The sequence below is a fragment of the Siminovitchia acidinfaciens genome, from assembly GCF_003605385.1.
Lineage (GTDB): Bacteria > Bacillota > Bacilli > Bacillales > Bacillaceae_C > Siminovitchia > Siminovitchia acidinfaciens.
The window spans coordinates 18,753-38,411 of the sequence record NZ_QYTV02000003.1 but is presented as its reverse complement, the minus strand read 5'-3'; the positions used below and the strand labels follow the sequence as shown (position 1 = coordinate 38,411).

The window sequence follows — 19,659 nt, the reverse complement described above, 5'->3', positions numbered from 1 at the left end:
TCCATTAGTATCACACAGCCCCGCCGGCGTTTTCGGTACAGCATTCAATTGAAGACCACGTAGTATAAGTGCCGTAAATTTGAATGATTTTAATTTAGCTGGTTAACAACGCTTTGTCACTTGCAAACTGCTCACCGCGGATTCGCTGGAACTCGGCTAAAAGCTTCTCAATGGTTAATTCCTTCTTCTTTTCTTCATCCACTTCAAGAATGATTTGGCCTTTGTCCATCATGATCAACCGGTTTCCAAGATCAAGCGCCTGCTGCATGTTATGCGTAACCATCAAAGTTGTCAGGTTATCTTTTTCCACCAGTTCCTTTGTCAAGTTCGTGATCAATTCGGCTCTTGCCGGATCAAGTGCTGCCGTATGTTCATCGAGTAGTAGGATCGATGGTTGGGTAAAGGTAGCCATCAGCAAAGACAATGCCTGCCTTTCCCCTCCGGATAGCAGTCCAACTTTGGCGTTTAAGCGATTTTCCAAATTAAGATGAAGAGTCTCCAACGAAGTTCGGAAAAAATCTTTTCTCTTCCGGTCAACACCTTTTTTCAACCCGCGCTTCTTATCTCGGGAATAAGCCATCGCTAGATTTTCTTCAATTGTCATCGTTGGCGCGGTGCCCGCCATTGGATCCTGGAACACTCTCCCGATAAAGCGGGAGCGTTTATATTCCGGTAGCCTAGTCACATTTTTTGAGTCTATTTCCACTGTACCGACATCCGGGGTCAGAACGCCTGAAATCATGTTCATCAAAGTAGATTTGCCAGCACCGTTACTGCCGATCACTGTGACGAAATCGCCTTTTTTTAATGAATGATTCACTCGATCCAGGGCTACTTTTTCATCCGGTGTGCCTTCATTGAAGATTTTGCTAATCTGTTCGAGCTTCAGCAACGGTTTCTACCTCCTTGTTTTTGGCTGCTTCCAAAGCCGCCATTCGTTCGGCATGCCGCTTCACTTTTCTTCTGCCTTCTCTTCTTTTCTCAATAAATTGAGGCATGACAAGAGCTGCTATTACAATCACAGCAGTAATAAGCTTCATATCGCCTGTATCCAACAATTTAATTCTTAAAGCCAACCCTAGGACAATTCGGTAAATGATGGCACCGGCCACCACAGCAAGTGTTGTCCTTACAATCGTCTTCGTGCCGAAGATAGCTTCCCCGATAATGACAGATGCAAGTCCGATGATAATCATCCCGATTCCCATACCGATATCAGAGAATTTGGCATATTGAGCGATCAACGCACCTGATAAAGCTACCATTGCGTTGGAAATTCCAAGTCCTATAATTACTAAATTATCCGTATTAGCTGAAAAACTTCTGATCATCCGCTTATTATCCCCAGTTGCTCTGATGGCCAGCCCCACTTCAGTTTGCAAGAACCAATCAGCAGCAAACTTAATGATCAATGTGAGAATTGCCATGAGGATGAGCGTACCCCAAGTGGACGGAAGGTGCTGGATGCCGATAGCTCCCAACATATTGTTCAATGCCGCGTCAATGCCTAGGTTTCCCCAGAATGCCTGGAATTTTGAAAAAATGGTTTCCGCATTCAATAGTGGAATATTCGGTCTGCCAACAGAATTATCGGAAGTTACTCCCATAATCCGTAAATTTATGGAATATAAGGCAATCATCATTAATATCCCTGACAGTAGGGGGTTGATCTTTCCTTTTGTATGCAATAATCCAGTAATACAGCCGGCAAGGAACCCGACAACGAGTGCAACAGCCGTGGCTGCTGCTGGATGATATCCGAAGAATATCATCGTAGCAGCAACCGCAGCACCTGTTACAAAACTTCCATCGACGGTAAGATCCGGAAAATCAAGAACTCGGAAAGAAAGGTACACCCCAAGGGCCATAATCGCATAGATGATTCCTTGCTCAACGGAGCCAAACAAAGCTGCAAACATGAAGAATCATCTCCTTATTTTTCTAGATCTTTAACGTCTTCTGCGTTCCAATCATCTTTAATTTCCAATCCAATGGCTTCAGCAGTATCCTTATTAATTACAAATTTCAGATTTTGAGGATATTGGACCGGCATTTCTGCAGGTTCGCCTTCACCTTTTAAGATTTTTACAGCCATTTCCCCAGCCTCATAACCAATGTCATAGTACTCAAAACCGTATGCTCCAAGTCCGCCTCTATCAACTGAGTCGAATTCTCCGACCATCATCGGCAGTTTATTGTCATTTGCTACAGATACAACAGACTCAAGTGCGGATACTACTGTGTTATCTGTGATTGTATACATGGAATCGACTTTACCGACAAGTGATTCTGCTGCCTGTTTTACATCAGCAGATGTTGCAACAGAAGCCTCAACGATTTCAAGGCCTAGCCCTTCATCTTTAATAAGTTTTTTAATAGAGTCCACTTGCGCACGTGAGTTTTGCTCACCAGAGTTGAATACCATTCCAACTTTCTTGGCACCAAGGTCGTCTTTCAAAAACTTCAATGTGCTTGGAATCGCATCTGGATGAGTATCAACTGTACCAGTTACGTTACCGCCCGGCTTTTCATTTGAATCTACCAATTCCGCTCCTTCCGCATCAGTTACAGATGTAAAAATAATCGGAATATCGCTTGTAGCGCTTGCCGCTGCCTGTGCACTTGGTGTAGAGTTGGCGAAAATCAGATCTACTCCGCCGCTGACAAGGTTATTTGCGATTGATGTGTTTGCACTGTTGTCACCCTGTGCAATCTGTACATCATATTCAGCCTTGATGCCTGCATCCTCAAGTGCTGCTTTGAACCCGTCAAATGCTGCATTCAACGATGGATGCTCAACAATTTGGGTAACCCCGATGTTGTAAGTCTTTGCTTCTTCCTGCTGGGCCGGCTCATCTTTTTTCTCCTCTTTTTCCGGTGCTGCAGAATTGCTGCCGCATGCAGCAAGCATTAATACTGCACCGCTGAATAAAGCCAATGCACTTTTCTTCCACTTACTTCTCATTTATTTTCCCCCTCTTTACTATTTTACCGCTTTTTTAAAAAGAGCGATAATTATCGTAATGGTACAATGGTTGGGCTTGTTAGTCAATAAGTTTCAAAGGTTAGTGGTCTGATAGGTCTATTAAACTCCTTTGAATTCTGGTTTTCTTTTTTCGAGAAACGCTGTTACGCCTTCCTGATGGTCACTGGAGTGTCCTGCTAGATTCTGTGCATGAGCTTCTCCTTCCAAAACCTCCGCCAGGGAAGCCCCCCATGACTGTACCAGGCCTTCTTTGATTAAGGCAATAGCTTTTGTCGGCATGGATGCAAGCCTTCCTACAAAAGAAGAAATCTGCTTATTCCAATCTTCCTCAGCTATTACTTTTGTAGCAAGTCCAAGCCTGCCGGCTTCCTCAGCTCCAAGCTTTTCCCCAAGTACCATTAATTCAAGTGCTTTGGCATGGCCGACCATTCGCGGCAAATAATATGTATTGCCTGAATCAGGTACAAGGCCAATATGAATAAATGCATTTAAAAAATTGGCTTTTTCAGATACTAACCTAAAGTCCGCAGCCAATGCCAGGCTGAACCCGGCTCCGGCAGCTGTCCCGTTTACAGCAGCTATAATCGGCTTTCCAATTCCAGACATTTTTTGAATGATCGGATTATAGCGTGATCTTAGCAATTCCCCATAATCTGTAGATTGATCGACTTCAGCCAAATCCTGGCCCGCAGAAAAGGCTCTTCCTGCTCCTGTAATGACGATAGCCCTTGCCCCATCATCATTTTCCGCATCTTCAAGTGCCTTCAGCAATTCTGAATGCATCGCTTCATTAAATGAGTTCAATTTTTCTGGTCGGTTTAACGTTATCCACGCTGCCGAGTCTTTTACTTCATATAGAATTGTATCAAACATATTATCCCCCCTTTTAACGACCTTTGAAATCCGGTTTTCTCTTTTCAATAAATGCTTTCATACCCTCTTTTTGATCATCAGAAGAAAATAGAAGATAAAAGTTCTTTCTTTCAAAGAACATTCCCTCCTGAAGTGGATAATCAACGGCTTTATTGACAGCTTCCTTGATCAGGCGAACGGCAAGCGGTGGCTTTTCCGCAAGCTCCTTTGCATATTTGGCCACTTCTTCTATCAGTACATCTTTAGGGTACAGCTTGTTAACAATTCCTAATTCTCTGGCTTCTTCGGCAGGTCTCATTTCACCGCTCCAAATCCATTCGAGCGCTTTAGTCTTTCCGATCAGTTTGGTCAGCCTTTGTGTGCCTCCAGCGCCGGGCATGACCGCAAGATTAATTTCAGGAAAGGCGAATTTTGTATCATCTGCCGCAAATAGCAGGTCACATACCAAAGCAAGTTCAAAGCCGCCGCCGAGACAAAAACCATGGACTGCTCCAATTATCGGCTTTTTGACAAGACTTAACCGATCCCAATCGGCAAACTGGTTCAAAAGTTCCATTGAAACCGAATCATCTTCTGCCATTTCATCGATATCGGCACCCGCTGCAAAAGCCCTACCCTTTCCGGCAAGGAAGATTACCCGTATATCATCATTTCGGTCATATTCTTCAAAGGCAGCGAGAATTTCATTGATCATTGGCCTGTTCAATGCATTTAAGACATCTGGCCTGTTCAGCCAGACCTTTCCTACCCGGCCAACAACCTCTGTTTGAATGAACCTGTAATCACTCATTTACTTCTTCACCGAACATGAATGTAACAATATCTCCGGCAAATTTCATGACATCTTTTCCTGACGCCTTCGATTCCTCTGTTTTGGATGAATCCTTAAAGGCCTCAAAGCTGTCATAGTACATTTCACACATCAGATAATATGGACTTTCCCCCATGGGAGAACCTGTGAACTTTGTAATCTCCACTTTGCGAAGACCTGGAATTTTTTCCGTCAGTGGAATATGAGTTTCAAAATAGTACTTATCAAACTCCTCAGTGTTTTCCGGTTTCTTGAATAACGCGATCATTTTAAACATTTGTCATTTCCCCTTTTTAGATGTGATAAAGAAAAGCGCAAGGCGTGTAGCCTTAGGCGACAAGCACAAGACGAATTTTGATGAGGGAGCTTTTTTAACCGCCACAGCAAAGCTGCCTACTTATTACATCGTGAGTCAGCATCTTTGAGGCAGCCTCTTGCAGCTTTGCGACAAGGCGAGTTTTTACACTTACTTATTCTACAAAGTTAGACACGTCCCGCAAGAATTTTTATTGAGTTTTTTTTCCTTGTGCTTTGCCGTCTTCTCCCCAGGACATGATTTCCTTTTCATCCAGCATATTCTGCTCGTATTGGCGCCATTTCTTCCGCAGGTAGCCGTAACCTTTCGTCAAACGGTAATCTTTATTATCCAAACGATTGACAATTTGCCGCTCTTCCGGCTGCATCATGCGGATATCGTCACGCTTGACTACCCAAATATCAACAACTGGCTCCCTGCGCATGAAATTTTCCTGGGCCATGATAAATGCCATTTCCTTATTCGGAGCGAGCAAACTGAATTGATGTTGAAAGTCCCCTTTGTGATTCCGCTTGCTGAACACTTCATATATTTCATAAAATCCGTCTGTGTTTGCTTTGCTCATCGCAGTCCTCCTCCTCTCGCTTACACTTCTTCAGCTCAGGGCCCTCCTTACCCATTCATGTTCTTTATAAGCTGTTCTCCTTAATTGCAGTCTGCTTTGAGATTTAGGCCCCCGATTGGAAATGATTTTTTTGAATTCCTTCCAGTCAGGCTGTTTGTATATCCATTCCTTCTTTTCTTCGTCGAACTTGAACGTCTCATCGGGTATTGTCAATCCCAACGATAAAACCCTCGGTATATATTTCGAGAGGAAGTCCTGTCGAAGCTGCTCATTCGTTTTTGTCCTGATTTTATATTTAATCGTTATATCCTGCTTCGACGACCCTGTGGTTGCAGCCGTAGCTGGACCAAAAAACATAAGCAGGGAAGGCCACCATCTGTTAATTGCATCCTGGATCATATTTTTTTGTTCTTGTGTCCCCTCCGCAAGTGCCAATATGATTGACTCTCCATGCTGCGCATGGAACACTTCCTCGGCGCAAATCCTTTGAAGAGCCCGGGCATATGGACCATAAGAGGCACCAAGCATGTTTGTCTGTGTAATAATAGCCGCTCCGTCGACAAGCCATCCGATCAATCCAGCATCTGCCCACGTCGGAGCTTCCATGTGGAAAACATTATGAAACTTCAAATCTCCATTTAAGAGATCATTCATAATATCATCCCGGCCTTTTCCCAGAGGAGCCAATAAATCTTCTACTACACGCAAAAGAAGTTGGCCGTGCCCCATTTCATCCTGGACTTTCGCCATGATACCAAGCTTTCTGCGAAGAGAAGGTGCTTTGGGAACCCATTCCTTTTCCGGCAGCGCCCCCATGATCTCACTTATTCCATGCATGGAAATCAATTTGATCAAGGCCGTCCGGTAATCATCAGGCATCCAGTCATTCGCCTCTATTTTTTCCCCGGCTTCTATTCTTTCCATGAAACGCTCCAATTTTCCCTCATAAGAGAGCTCTGCAGCCACATCCATCAAACGCACTCCTTTCAAAAGCAACGTTTACTTTGTAGGCGCTTTCATTGTAATGTTAATTTTTATATAACAGAAAAACAACTAAATGGATGAATTCCGTTATATTTACCTAAAGGATACTTTTATTTCTTCATGCTGTCAACTATAAAATCAGAAAATTATTTGTTGACTGAACAAAAGCAGAAGCGCCTTGATAAGCGCGGGCAATCAAGGGAATCTCCCGAGCAGTCCCCAGCCACCATGCTCACCATATTCGTGTATTGCGGCGGTTGGCCAATTACCAGTTTCTGCGGACTCCCCTTTTATGGGCAGCAAGACCAACCGCTTACACTGTGATATTCTTCGTTTCGTAAGCATCAGCATCTTCAATCCGTGTAGCTGAATGTAGTACAAAATCTTTTCCTAACCACGACTTTTATTTATGCTCAAAAGTAATAGGGAGGATTCACTCTATAACTGAGCTATCCTCCCGTCTTTTCACCTATTCATACTGTCGTTGCCTCAGCTTCTTTTTTGAAGAAGCTTTTCATGGCATGGTACACATCGGCTTTCTGTTTTAATATATAATATTGGAATTTCTCATCTTTAATATTTTTATAGGCTGACATCAATGTAGAGTTCCTTTGGTATTGATTGACCTCTCCGTACCCGAACATATTCGATTTCTCCATCAGCTCGCCGACAAGTTTGATGCATCTTGCGTTATCTGAGGTGAGATTATCGCCATCGGAAAAGTGAAATGGATAAATATTGAAGCGTGCAGGATCATATTTATCTCCGATGATCTCCAGTGCTTTTCTGTATACGGATGAGCAGATTGTTCCCCCGCTCTCCCCTTTGGAGAAAAAGTCCTCTTCCGATACCACTCTCGCCTCTGTATGGTGGGCAATGAATTCAATGGTAACTTTTTCATATTTTGTTCTTAAAAATCTGGTCATCCAGAAGAAAAAGCTGCGGGCCATATATTTTTCCCAAACGCCCATCGAACCACTGGTATCCATCATCGCTATCACAACTGCATTTGATTCGGGCTTCTGTACTTCATTCCATGTCCTGAACTTCAAATCTTCCGGAAAAATCGGATAAAAATTCGGGTCACCTTTCATTGCATTTCGTTTAAATGCGCTCATCATTGTCCTTTTCTTATCAATATTGCCCATCAGACCGGTTTTTCTGACATCATTGTACTCAATATGCGTCACCTGATTGGCATCCTGCTCTTTTCTCTTCAAATTCGGCAGTTCAAGCTCCTTGAACAATGCTTCTTCCAAGTCCAACATTGAAACTTCCGCCTCGTAAAAATCTTCGCCCGGCTGATCGCCTGCTCCCTGACCTTTTCCAGGTCCAGGTTTCTGGGATCCGTCCCTGGCAACAACATCTCCCACCTGACTGTCTCCGTCACCTTGGCCGACATGTTTATTTTTATCATAATTATATCTGATTTTATATTCATCTAAAGATCGGATCGGTATCTTAACAACATCACGGCCATCGGACATTATGATACTCTCTTCGGTAATCAAGTCTGGCAAATTATTTCGAATGGCCTCCTGAACCTTTTCCTGATGCCGCTGTTGATCATCATAACCTTTTCGATGGAGGGACCAATCTTCTTGAGAGACAGCAAACTGTTGATATTGTGAGTTTGACATGTTAACGACGCCCCCCTTACATTTTATATAGCTGGTCGGGTACAAAATGAATTTGTACACTTACCATTTATTACTCTATCTTATGCAGAATAACAGATTTATTTACAGAAGTTTGCGAGAATGGGACAAATTCAAAAGTGGAAGCGCCTGGTCATCGACGTACAGACTGGATAGAAAAGCGGAAGCCGGCAGCTTAGGGGCGACAAGCGCTGGCAGGCTCAGAACGCGACATCCTGTCGCTTCGCTTGCACTAGCACATCCTGTGCGTCGGAGGGGAAGCCAGTGAAGTCGTTCTTTGACATCATTGGCTTGACCGAGGCGACTTCGAGCCCCTGCTGGCTGCAGCTAGACAGCCGAAATGCGAAAACGCCTTGGTCAGCCCCGACAAGCACAAGACGATTCCCGAGGAGGCAGAACCTCAGCCACCACAGGGAAGCTACTGATTTCAATCACATCGTGTAGAGCTTCCCTGAATCTGCTTCATGTAGCTTTGCGACGAGCTGAACAGTTACCTCCTCGAATAGTCTATGGCGCAGGAGCACAATCTTCCTGAATTCGCTTCTTTGCAGGCTTGTGACCTCGAGGGGCTAGGCGTTGCAGCTAGACAAGAGTGACTCCAACGAGATAAAGGATAAGGAAGTGCGAGAGTGCCTGCTTATCGGCGACAAGCATAAGTCAAGCGCTGGCGAAGGCGACCTTTGCCTTCAGAAGCGATTGACTTATGACCTCGAGCTGATGGCACTCGGCTGGCTCAGGGCAGCGACATCCTGTCGCTTCGCCTGCACTAGCACATCCTCTGCGTCGCAGCCGGACACCCCGGAGACGTAGGCAGCCTCAGACCGCCACATCCTCGAAAAAGCTGACGCTTTTTCTTCGTGCGATGTAACGCTGCCGAAGCTTTCCTTGTCCTGTGGCTTCGGGCACTAGTACTTCCTGTACGTCGGTGGCACTAGGACGTCCTGTACGTCGGAGCCAAGCGGCTTACTTCCAAGCGTCGTGATTTGCTTCTTGAATACGCTTCGTGCGCTATGCGACAAGCTGAACAAGGCTTCTTCGAATTAACTATGGCGCAGGAGCACCAGAGGCGCAAAGTCTGCTAGTCGATAGGCGCTGGAACTGGACGGAGTTAAACCTTTAAATTAAAGTTAATCCTCACTATTGATTTTAAAAACAGAAAAAGCCCCCTTCGCCATTGGGAACATTGATGTTCTCTCTTTCGGAAGGGGTCCCGCATGTTATCTGTTCAGTAGGCTGCCGACGTAGCGGAGCAATTCGTTCGCTGATGTTGAGTTATAACCATGTTCATCAATCAAACGGGCGACAACTTCATTTATCTTTTTCAACTGCTGCTCATCTGGCGTTTTTGCAGATGTAGTGATTTTGACTACGTCCTTCAGATCAGCAAATAGCTTTTTCTGGATGGCTTCCCGCAAGCGTGCATGGGATCTGTAGTCAAAACGTTTCCCCTTGCGTGCAAGTGCCGAAATCCGTATTAAAATTTCTTCACGGAAAGCTTTTTTTGCATTTTCAGAAATACCGATCTGTTCCTCGATAGAGCGCATCAGTTTTTCATCAGGATTGATTTCCTCACCTGTCAGAGGATCGCGCAGCTTAGATTTGTTGCAAAATGCCTCAACATTATCCAGGTAATTGTCCATCAAAGTCTTGGCGGACTCTTCATAAGAGTAGACAAATGCTTTCTGTACTTCCTTTTTCGCCATTTCGTCATATTCTTTCCGTGCAACGGAAATGAAATTCAAGTATTTCTCACGCAGCTCCTGCGTAATGGATGGATGCTGATCAAGGCCTTCCTTCAGGGAGCGCAGCACGTCCAGTGCATTAATGGACGGTATTTTTTTTCGGATGATGGTAGAGGAGATCCTGTTGATTACATACCTCGGATCGATGCCGCTCATTCCTTCATCCTGATATTCTTTTTTCAGCTCATTCAAATCTGATGAATTATAGCCCTCTACATTCTCGCCGTCATACAGCCGCATTTTTTTCAAAAGATCGATATCTCCGCGTTTCGGTTCTTTCAATCTCGTCAGCACCGTAAACATGGCTGCAACCCTTAATGTATGTGGGGCAATATGGACATCTGCCACATCGCTGTCACGGATCATCTTTTCATAGATCCGCTCTTCCTGAGACACTTTCAGATTGTATGGAACAGGCATCACAATGATTCTGGAGTGTAATGCTTCATTCTTTTTATTTGAGATGAAAGAACGATATTCCGTTTCGTTCGTATGTGCAACTATCAATTCATCCGCTGAGATAAGAGCAAATCTTCCAGCTTTAAAATTTCCTTCCTGAGTCAAAGAAAGCAAATGCCAAAGGAATTTTTCATCACACTTTAACATTTCCTGGAACTCCATCAGTCCGCGATTCGCCTTGTTCAATTCGCCGTCAAACCGGTACGCCCTAGGATCCGATTCTGATCCATATTCAGCAATGGTGGAAAAATCTATGCTGCCGGTCAAATCGGCAATGTCCTGGGATTTCGGATCGGACGGACTGAACGTGCCGATACCTACCCTCTTATCCTCAGAAAGGAAAATGCGTTCCACAAGCACATCTTCAATCCTGCCTCCATAATCTTCTTCCACCCTCATCGTGTTCAATGGAGACAGATTACCTTCCACTTTGATCCCATATTCCTTATGGAAGTCATCGCGTAAATGCTGCGGTATCAAATGAAGCGGATCTTCATGCATCGGACAGCCCTTGATGGCATACACCGCTCCCCCATCTGTTCTGGAATATGCTTCAAGACCTCTTTTTAACATTGTAACAAGCGTTGATTTCCCGCCGCTAACAGGCCCCATCAGCAACAGGATTCTCTTTCTTACATCAAGGCGTTTAGCCGCCGGATGGAAATATTCTTCAACCAGCTTTTCCAGGGCTTCCTCCAACCCAAACATCTCATGACTGAAAAAGCGATATGTTTTATGTCCATTTTCTTCAACACCCGCATCCCTGATCATATTATATATACGGGAGTGTGCTGACTGCGCTACCCAAGGCTTTTCTTTGACTAGTTTCAAATAATCGGCGAAGGTGCCTTCCCACCTTAACTTCTCCTCTTGAGACCTGTATTGTTCAATCTTTTTTAGAATATCCATATGGACCTCCCTGTTTGCTTGATGAGGAATGTTTAATAAACCATATGCAGGCAGTTGGTCGAACATGTCTTTAATAAGACAACACCGCCTCTAGCCGACAATTATTTTTTTCAACGTACCGTCATATTTCCAATACAGGTGTTCCATTCACATTTTAGGGAATTTCGGATATAATAAACTTCGGGACAACTATGATATTAAAGGAGGCTTACATAAAATGAGAACAATTTTGATGTTAGGCGTTGCCATTGCATTCTTGTCTGCAATTTTCGCATCAGGCCGTGAGGATAAGCCTGGAGTATTTAAAAAGTAAAACCAAAAGCGCAAGTGCCTTGATCAGCCCCGACAAGCACAAGAAGATTCCCGAGGAAGCAGCTCTTCAACCACCACGTGAAAGCGGCTTGTGACCTCGAGGGGCTAGGCGCTGGCCGCCTCCGATCGCCACCTCCTGTGGCGCCGGTGGCACTAGGACATCCTGTCCGTCGGAGCTGGACGTAACACAATAAGATGATAAGTTTTAGCACTTATGTGTTTACTTATTTCAGCAAAAAAGGAAGCTGCATGACAGCTTCCTTTTTTATATCAATTAAATTAATCAAGAGTTGGATAGTCCTGTTGGCGCAGTGCCTCGTAAACCAGAATGGCTGCGGCATTGGATAAATTGAGCGATCTCACATTGTCATTCATCGGGATCCTTAAGCATTTCTCTTTATTTTTTTCCAATAGTTCCTTCGGAAGGCCGGTCGTTTCCCGCCCGAAGATAAAATAATAATCTTTTTCCGGGTTATCATATGCAAAAGATGTGTGCGGTTTATCCCCGTACTTGGTCAAAAAGAAATATTGCCCTCCTTGGCTTGAGGAAAAAAAGTCATCCAAGGAATCATGATAAACAATTTTTACAAATTCCCAATAATCGAGTCCTGCCCGTTTTAACATTTTGTCATCTGTTGAAAAGCCGAGAGGCCGGATGAGGTGCAGGCATGTATCAGTTGCTGCACAGGTCCTGGCAATATTCCCTGTATTGGCAGGAATTTCGGGCTGGTATAGTACCACATGTATGGCCAAAGATGTCACCTCATTCATCAAAATACCGTGTCATTATAACACCTTGAAGAGTGAAATGCCATAAGGATAGAAAGAATAGGAATGTTAAGAACTGTCATCAATAATATGGAACATTTTATACTTTATGTTTGGAGTGTAGGCCGAGGAATCTTCATATGCCCAATACCTCATACGACTGTTATACGTATGTGCGTTTACAAGCGGCATGCCATTCGCGTCTTTTCCAGTCACCACTGTATTATGATCAAACCGCCCGTCGCCTTGGAAGTCATAGCAAATGACATCTCCATGCTGAAGTTCAAGTGGATCATGCACTTCTTTCGCCCTCAGTCCGGCGGTTGAATTTTGCAGGTAGTTTTTCAGTGAATGCGCAACCGCCCAGCTAAAGCTCCAATTTTTACCCGTGTACCACCAGCCCCTGTTTCGATTAGGATGTCCTCTCATGGGTGCCCCGCCTGCACGGATACACTGTGAAACAAAATTTGTGCAGTCCACTTCAAATTTCTTATATGCTGGATTATAGTCATTCCACCATCTTTCCGCATACTGGACAACCTGAAGCCGATCATATGTGTACCTCTCCATTCCAGGTTCCCGATCTTCATCGTAAAATGAAATCTCCGGGGCATCTAAAGGGAACTCAACAGTAAGTTCTTCATCATCATATAATAGTTCCTTTTGTGTAAAAGAAGCTCTCCGCCTTTCCACCTCCTCCTCCACATAGAAAAAGTCCCCCTGCCTTATTAAATATTTCAAATGTACGATATAATAAAGATGATTCATTCCATCTCTTTTTTCAACCTTCAAAATTTTCCCGGTCCCATTTGCCTTAACGATATCCGCTTCTCTTACGGACATTAACTCCCTTTTTCTTATAACCTTTTCATCTTTTGTTTTCTTTTCTCCTACAAACTCCCTTACTCTGTTTTCAAGCGATTTTTGCAGCCGCTCTTTCACTTCATCCCTCCTCGCCGATATATATGCATAGAAGTGGGCATTTATCTTTTTTAAATGCAAAAAGAGGGAGACGCATCACTTACGTCTCCCTCTTTGTAAAGTTATATGTCTAGCTCCGACGGATAGGATGTCCTAGTGCCGCCGGCGCCATAGAACGTGGCGATTTAAGCGTGCGCCTTGCGCCTATCTTATTTATCATCACGTTGTCTGGCACGAGCGTTTCCGCCTTTTTCCCCGATTTCTTCATAGAAGTCGCGGTCATGATTTTTAGACGTAGCCTCTCCGCCTTTTCGGCCAATTTCCTCGTAAAAGTCCCTGTCATGATTTTCGGCTGTGGCTTCTCCGCCCTTACGGCCGATTTCCTCATAGAAGTCCCTATCATGGTTTTTCGCAGTGGCTTCCCCGCCTTTGCGTCCAATCTCTTCGTAGAATTCTCTGTCATGGCTTTCTGCTGTCGCTTCTCCGCCCTTACGGCCAATTTCTTCATAGAAGTCTCGATCATGATTTTTTGAAGTCGCTTCTCCGCCTTTACGGCCTGCTTCCTCTAGTGTCATTTTACGATCATTGTCTTTGTTAGCCATTATTAAAATCCTCCTTCAAAGATTATTTCCTCTTACACTACTACTTCGTTCCCGCTTTAAATTTTTTAAAACATAACTAGACAAAAAATGCGAAACTCCATTTATTTTTTTATACAAAAAAAACGGACAAACACTTTGTCCGCTTGATTACTTTATGTTTTCATGGGATTCAAAAAACCGAAGCCCCTTATTAATCTCTTCTAATACTTCCGGATGCTCTTCCTTGGACTTTGCATGAATCAGTGCTTTTTCAGCCTGATTGCCTCCGATTTTCCCGAGTGACCAAGCAGCTGTTCCCCTGATCTCTGGTCTCACATCTTCATTTAATACTTTGATCAAATCCTCGACAGCCGGTTGTTCTTTAAAATGCGCCAAAGCTAAAATTGCATTACGTTGAATAGGCTTCTTGCCACGCCATGAAGCTGAAACCTCTCCAAATTTTCCTTTGAATTCCCGGTTCGAGATTTCTAGCAATGGCTGAAGCAAAGGCTTCGCAATTTCAGGATCCGGCTTCATTTGCTCATGCCAATCTGAATCAATCCCTTTATTCTTGGGACAGACAACCTGACATGTGTCACATCCATATAGACGGTTTCCAATTTTATCCCGAAATTCATCAGGCAGAAGGCCTTTCGTCTGTGTCAAAAATGCAATGCAACTTTGTGCATCAAGCTGTCCCGGCTGAATAAGTGCGCCCGTCGGACATGCATCTAGACACTTTGTGCATTCACCGCATTGATCCTCCATCGGCTCGTCTGGTGCCAAAGGGAGGTTTGTGATCATCTCGCCAAGATAAACATACGAGCCGAATTCAGGGGTGATGATCGAACAGTTTTTTCCGCTCCAGCCAATCCCTGCCCGTTCCGCCACGGCTCTGTCGACCAGTTCTCCTGTATCTACCATAAGCTTAAACCTGGCATCCTGAACTTTATTGTCAATAAAGGAAGCCAGCTGCTCCAGTTTTTCACGAACGAGTACGTGATAATCCACACCCCAGGACGCCTTGCAGAAAATGCCTCTTCTTGCACCGCGTTCACCGCGTGGCGCATCTTTCATTTTTGAAGGGTAGGCAAGTGCAATGGCGATAATGGATCGTGGTTCATCAAAAATAAGTTCCGGATGTGTACGTTCTTCAATATTTTTATGTTCAAAACCTGATTGATAGCCCAGCTCTTCCTGCCTGATCAACAGGTTCTTCATTTCAACAAATGGATCCGCACTCGTAAATCCGATTTTATCAATACCGATCTTTTTGCTGTATTCAATAATCTCATTCTTTAATTTTCCATAATCCACAGTTCGATCCTCCTTTCAATTAAACTTTATATTTAAATGCCGGTTTGGCTTAACTGTACTAACCGCAACTATATGATAAACTATTTGAAAAGAAAATTGGAGGTGAAAACGTTGGAAGTATTCATAGACTCATCACTCCATGAAGTGATTCCCGATTTGAAAATCGGAGTCATCCAATATGACAATATAACAGTTGGGGACTCTCCGCAAATGTTAAAAGGCAGGCTGCAGCTGTTTCAAGAATCCGCGTATTTTGAGCTAGAAAATAAAAATGTGACTGATTATGAAGAAATCAGGGAATGGAGATCCATCTTCAAGAAGCTCGGCAAGGACCCAAACCGCTATAGACATTCTGCGGAGGCACTTTATAGAAGGGTAAAAAAACAAAACTACCTTTCATCGATGAATTCAGCGACTGATTTGAATAATTTCTTTTCGATGGAATATAGAATTCCCCTCGGAATTTATGACAGTGAACATATTAAAGGCAATGTCATGCTTCGAACCGGGGAACCGGAAGAGTTTTATGAAGGTTTGAATGGCCGAAAAAACAATGCGGAAAACCTGCTTGTCACTGCTGACAATGATGGTCCGTTTGGCAGCCCGTTCGTGGATTCAACAAGAACAGCTGTCACATCAAAGACAACAAGCGCGCTTCAAATAGTTTATCTTTCACCGAAGATAGAATTACATAATGCGGAGAAATTGGTTGAATCATTAGCCTCTATGTTCACTCATGTAAACGGAGGGAATGCGCAGACATCCATCCTGTCAAGAGCCATGATATAAAATGGAAAAACGCAGTGCTTCGTCCTTCATTGGAACGAAACACTGCGTTAGTAAATGGTTGTGTATGGAGCAGTTTATGGGGTTGCCCCCACGCAGATAGTAAACTACTCTACATACATTTCGTTGCATGCAAAAATTATTATACAAAACTCGACATGAATCGGCAATGGTTGTCACCGAATGTTCACATTTATCAGGTTTAGAAATGAGTATTATTTTATCAACATTTGGTATGGACTCTCCAGCAGCCCTTTGATTGTTGTCAGAAATTCACTAGCGGGTACTCCGTCAATTGCCCGGTGATCGAATGTCAAACTCAAAGGAAGCAGTGACTGTCTTTGTAGCTCGTCTCCTACATACACTGGTGTATCCGTTATTAATCCAACACCTAGAATACCCACTTCAGGCGGATTTAAAATTGGGGTGAAAAACTCGACTCCAGATGCACCCAGGCTCGTAATTGTAAAAGTGGAACCTTTCAGTTCAATACTATCAAGCGATCCTTCTCTAGCCTTTTTGCTAAACTGCTTTATTCGATTGGAAAGCCCCTCCATTGTATGCTGCTCTGCCTGACGGATGACAGGGACAACCAATCCATTTACCAATGCTACGGCAATACCGAGATGAACTGAATCATAGGATTTAATCTGATTGTCCACATATGTGCTGTTCATATTTTTATGTTTTTGCAATGCCTGGATGACTGCTTTAGCAATAAAGTCTGTCACAGTTAGATTAGTGTGTTCGTGACCGGAATTGATCCTCTTGCGTAGTGCGAGCATTTCCGTCACATTCGCACGCATATGGATTGTCAGCTGCGCACTCTGTTGAATGCTGGTAAACATCCTTTCCGCAATGACCTTCCTCATCCCTGTAATTTGTTTTACAGATGCAGGTTCAAACTTCTCCAGTTCTGCGGGCGGTGAAACAGCTGTCTCCTTCTCTCTCTTGTTTTTAATCGCTTTTTCTATATCCTCTCTCGTCACTCTCCCCTGCGGGCCTGTGCCCTGTACTGAATTCACATCGATTCCTTCCGCCTTCGCCAGCTTTCTGGCAGCTGGAGATATCCTCACTTTTATCTGCATGTTTAATGGCGGACGTTCGATGACTTTTTCAGCTGCGGCAGCCGTTTCTTTAGCTGCAGCAACAGGCTTGAAATCACTTTTTGAAGCACTCTCCACTTTTTCTCCGGACTCGCCGATGAATCCGATGGCTTCTCCCACAGCCACCGTCTCATCTTCTGTTGCGGCAACTTCCAGCAGTACCCCGCTGTCAGGTGCCTCAATATCTTTTTCAATTTTATCGGAACTGATAACTGCTATTGATTCTCCTTTTTCAACCTTGTCACCTATCTTCTTAAGCCACTCAACAACCGTTCCTTCTTCCATTCCCATTCCAAGCTTAGGCATAATAATTTGTACAGCCATATTCCAACCTCCCTGTATTTATATGGAAAGGAGCGTGCCGGCATTAAATGCACAACACGCATCCAGTATTAATTATTTGATTGCCATTGTTTCGTCACCGATCATTTCCGCCACTACCTGTAGGACTTTTTCCGCCGATGGCAAGTACAGGTCTTCCAGTATCGGTGAAAATGGTACCGGGCTATGAGGTGCTGTGATCATTTTGATTGGAGCATCCAAATAATCGAATCCCTTATCTGCCACTAGCGCCGAAATGTCAGTAGCCGCGTTACACCTTGGGTTGGCTTCATCGATGATGATTAAGCGGCTTGTTTTGGCAACAGAGTTTAATATTGTCTCTTCATCTAATGGGGACAGGCTTCGTGGATCAACCACCTCAGCTTCTATTCCTCTTTCAGCAAGCTTTTGCGCTGCTTCCAATGCGGTGTGAACCTGTTTTCCGATGGCAACGATTGTAAGATCACTGCCTTCACGCTTAATATCCGCCTTCCCGAGCGGAATGGTGAAGAATCCTTCCTCCACTTCTCCCTTCATATTGTAGAGCGTCTTATCTTCAAAAAAGATTACGGGATCATCATCGAATATGGAGGCCAATAGAAGTCCCTTAGCATCCCGCGGTGTGGAAGGCACAACCACTTTTAACCCGGGTATATGGGTGAAGAGAGCATAAAGGCTTTGTGAATGCTGCGCCGCCGCTCGAAAACCCGCGCCATGCATCGTGCGGATTGTCAGTGGAACCTTTGCTTTTCCTCCAAACATATAACGCAGTTTGGCCCCTTGATTCATAACTTCATCCAGACAGCTGCCAATAAAATCATTAAACATAAGCTCAGCAATAGGACGCAGTCCTGTTGCTGCTGCAGTGACAGATGCACCGATAAACCCTGCTTCTGCAATAGGGGTGTCCAACACCCTGTTTCTTCCGAACTCCGTCACAAGCCCCTTCGTTACACCCATGACTCCGCCCCAAGCGTCTTCATCCTGCAAATGATCGACCTCAGCCCCTCCGGCTACGTCCTCCCCCATCAAAATAACCGTTTCATCCTGTCTCATCGCAAGTTTCATGGCTTCATTTATTGCGTTTGAATATGATATTTTTCTTGTCATCTTCTATTCCACCTCCATCATTTTAATAAGAAACATAGACATCTCTTAACAAGTCTTCTTCATTCGGAAAAGGACTTTCCTCAGAAAACTTAACGGCCTTTTCAACTGCTTCTTTTACCTGGTTATCAATTTGATTCAGCTCTTTTTCACTTATTAGATCATTTGATAGGGCGTATTCACGGAACATCACAATGGCATCCAATTCATTCAAATGCTTTTCTTTATCTTCGGAAGTTTTATATGTTTGGGCATCTCCCTCAAAGTGTCCGTAATTACGGTAAGTAACACATTCTATTAATGTAGGGCCTTCTCCATTTCTGGCACGTTTGACCGCACGCTCTGCTGCAGCGTAAACAGCCATGATATCCTTGCCGTCCACCTTTTCCCCAGGTATGTTATAGGCAGCTGCCCTATCCGCAATGTTGGAACAACTTGAGGCATAATGGAAAGGTGTCGCCTCGGCATAGCCATTATTTTCTGCAACAAACACAACAGGAAGATTCCAAATTGCCGCCATATTGATCCCTTCATGGAAAGTCCCATGGTTATTGGCACCATCGCCGAAAAAACAGACGGCTACTGCATCCGTGTTCAATGTCTTTGCCGTCAAAGCAGCCCCGACCGCCAATGGAAAACCACCGCCGACGATTCCGTTCGCACCGAGCATCCCTTTTTCTACATCGGCGATATGCATGGAACCTCCCTTGCCTTTACACAAGCCTGTCACTTTCCCATAAATCTCAGCCATCATCCCATCCAGATCACAGCCCTTGGCAATGCAGTGCCCATGGCCTCTATGCGTGCTAGTGATACTGTCCTTATCATCCAGGTGGGCACAAACTCCGACAGCTACAGCTTCCTGGCCTGCATACAGATGCACAAATCCCGGCAAGACTCCCGTTTGAAAAACTTCATGGACCTTGTCTTCGAACTGGCGGATTTCACACATTTTCTCATACATCCACTTGGCTTTTTGCTTCGTTAAATTGGCTACTGCTGAAAGCGTCATTCCCTCTCCTCCTATCAAATTATAAAATATTGGTAGATTCACATTTAAATAGTGCAAATTATATGCCAATTCGTAAACCTCTTTTAAAAAGCTGATGATACGGCCGCTCAACAAAAAACAATCAG

18 protein-coding genes are annotated in these 19,659 nt (G+C 44.2%); 1 reads left to right on the top strand and 17 read right to left on the bottom strand.

Annotation, left to right across the window (positions count from 1 at the left end; genetic code table 11):
* Window positions 1-94 precede the first annotated feature (94 nt).
* From D4T97_RS07540 to queG, 14 genes are all read right to left on the bottom strand, one after another.
* Window positions 95-892 (bottom strand): ABC transporter ATP-binding protein, encoded by a 798-nt coding sequence (locus tag D4T97_RS07540; RefSeq protein ID WP_126049289.1) that lies wholly within the window; start codon window positions 890-892, stop codon window positions 95-97.
* On the bottom strand, window positions 870-1,919 hold the full coding sequence (locus D4T97_RS07535) for an ABC transporter permease (RefSeq protein ID WP_126049287.1): 1,050 nt from the start codon (window positions 1,917-1,919) through the stop codon (window positions 870-872). The genes D4T97_RS07540 and D4T97_RS07535 overlap by 23 nt, the downstream gene beginning before the upstream one ends.
* Window positions 1,920-1,933: 14 nt before the next feature.
* Entirely contained in the window at window positions 1,934-2,965 is a 1,032-nt protein-coding gene (locus D4T97_RS07530; protein WP_126049285.1) for an ABC transporter substrate-binding protein, read from the bottom strand.
* Window positions 2,966-3,085: 120 nt separating this feature from the next.
* The gene (locus D4T97_RS07525) at window positions 3,086-3,859 is read right to left on the bottom strand and encodes an enoyl-CoA hydratase-related protein (protein ID WP_126049283.1); all 774 of its coding nucleotides are present in this window, start codon (window positions 3,857-3,859) and stop codon (window positions 3,086-3,088) included.
* 13 nt (window positions 3,860-3,872) lie between these two features.
* Window positions 3,873-4,649, bottom strand: a complete 777-nt coding sequence (locus tag D4T97_RS07520) for an enoyl-CoA hydratase/isomerase family protein (protein ID WP_126049281.1) — start codon at window positions 4,647-4,649, stop codon at window positions 3,873-3,875.
* The gene (locus D4T97_RS07515; RefSeq protein ID WP_126049279.1) at window positions 4,642-4,947 is read right to left on the bottom strand and encodes an EthD family reductase; all 306 of its coding nucleotides are present in this window, start codon (window positions 4,945-4,947) and stop codon (window positions 4,642-4,644) included. The genes D4T97_RS07520 and D4T97_RS07515 overlap by 8 nt, the downstream gene beginning before the upstream one ends.
* Window positions 4,948-5,176: 229 nt before the next feature.
* Window positions 5,177-5,551 (bottom strand): 1,2-phenylacetyl-CoA epoxidase subunit PaaB, encoded by a 375-nt coding sequence (gene paaB / locus D4T97_RS07510; RefSeq protein WP_126049277.1) that lies wholly within the window; start codon window positions 5,549-5,551, stop codon window positions 5,177-5,179.
* Window positions 5,552-5,581: 30 nt separating this feature from the next.
* A complete protein-coding gene (gene paaA, locus D4T97_RS07505; protein WP_126049275.1) occupies window positions 5,582-6,523 on the bottom strand; it encodes a 1,2-phenylacetyl-CoA epoxidase subunit PaaA in 942 nt (313 codons plus the stop codon).
* A 485-nt stretch (window positions 6,524-7,008) separates the two neighbouring features.
* Window positions 7,009-8,175, bottom strand: coding sequence for a sporulation protein YhbH (gene yhbH, locus D4T97_RS07500; protein WP_126049273.1), 1,167 nt, complete (start codon window positions 8,173-8,175; stop codon window positions 7,009-7,011).
* 1,235 nt (window positions 8,176-9,410) lie between these two features.
* Entirely contained in the window at window positions 9,411-11,303 is a 1,893-nt protein-coding gene (locus tag D4T97_RS07495; RefSeq protein WP_126049271.1) for a PrkA family serine protein kinase, read from the bottom strand.
* A gap of 591 nt (window positions 11,304-11,894) precedes the next feature.
* Window positions 11,895-12,368 carry a tRNA (uridine(34)/cytosine(34)/5-carboxymethylaminomethyluridine(34)-2'-O)-methyltransferase TrmL gene (trmL, locus tag D4T97_RS07490; RefSeq protein ID WP_126049269.1) on the bottom strand — a complete coding sequence of 158 codons (474 nt, stop codon included), beginning with the start codon at window positions 12,366-12,368 and terminating at the stop codon, window positions 11,895-11,897.
* A gap of 84 nt (window positions 12,369-12,452) precedes the next feature.
* Window positions 12,453-13,325 carry an amidase domain-containing protein gene (locus D4T97_RS07485; protein ID WP_126049267.1) on the bottom strand — a complete coding sequence of 291 codons (873 nt, stop codon included), beginning with the start codon at window positions 13,323-13,325 and terminating at the stop codon, window positions 12,453-12,455.
* Window positions 13,326-13,513: 188 nt separating this feature from the next.
* A complete protein-coding gene (locus D4T97_RS07480) occupies window positions 13,514-13,906 on the bottom strand; it encodes a KGG domain-containing protein (protein ID WP_126049265.1) in 393 nt (130 codons plus the stop codon).
* Window positions 13,907-14,053: 147 nt separating this feature from the next.
* Window positions 14,054-15,202, bottom strand: coding sequence for a tRNA epoxyqueuosine(34) reductase QueG (queG, locus tag D4T97_RS07475; RefSeq protein WP_126049263.1), 1,149 nt, complete (start codon window positions 15,200-15,202; stop codon window positions 14,054-14,056).
* A gap of 111 nt (window positions 15,203-15,313) precedes the next feature.
* Between queG and D4T97_RS07470 the strand changes: the two genes are divergently transcribed.
* Window positions 15,314-15,991, top strand: a complete 678-nt coding sequence (locus tag D4T97_RS07470; protein ID WP_235872184.1) for a B3/B4 domain-containing protein — start codon at window positions 15,314-15,316, stop codon at window positions 15,989-15,991.
* A 212-nt stretch (window positions 15,992-16,203) separates the two neighbouring features.
* Here D4T97_RS07470 and D4T97_RS07465 read toward each other — a convergent pair whose 3' ends face one another.
* The 3 genes from D4T97_RS07465 to D4T97_RS07455 all read right to left on the bottom strand — a co-directional run bounded on the left by D4T97_RS07465 (window position 16,204) and on the right by D4T97_RS07455 (window position 19,534).
* Window positions 16,204-17,418 carry a dihydrolipoamide acetyltransferase family protein gene (locus D4T97_RS07465; RefSeq protein WP_126049259.1) on the bottom strand — a complete coding sequence of 405 codons (1,215 nt, stop codon included), beginning with the start codon at window positions 17,416-17,418 and terminating at the stop codon, window positions 16,204-16,206.
* A 72-nt stretch (window positions 17,419-17,490) separates the two neighbouring features.
* Window positions 17,491-18,525, bottom strand: coding sequence for an alpha-ketoacid dehydrogenase subunit beta (locus tag D4T97_RS07460; protein ID WP_126049257.1), 1,035 nt, complete (start codon window positions 18,523-18,525; stop codon window positions 17,491-17,493).
* 22 nt (window positions 18,526-18,547) lie between these two features.
* The gene (locus D4T97_RS07455) at window positions 18,548-19,534 is read right to left on the bottom strand and encodes a thiamine pyrophosphate-dependent dehydrogenase E1 component subunit alpha (protein WP_126049256.1); all 987 of its coding nucleotides are present in this window, start codon (window positions 19,532-19,534) and stop codon (window positions 18,548-18,550) included.
* Between the last annotated feature and the right edge of the window lie 125 nt (window positions 19,535-19,659).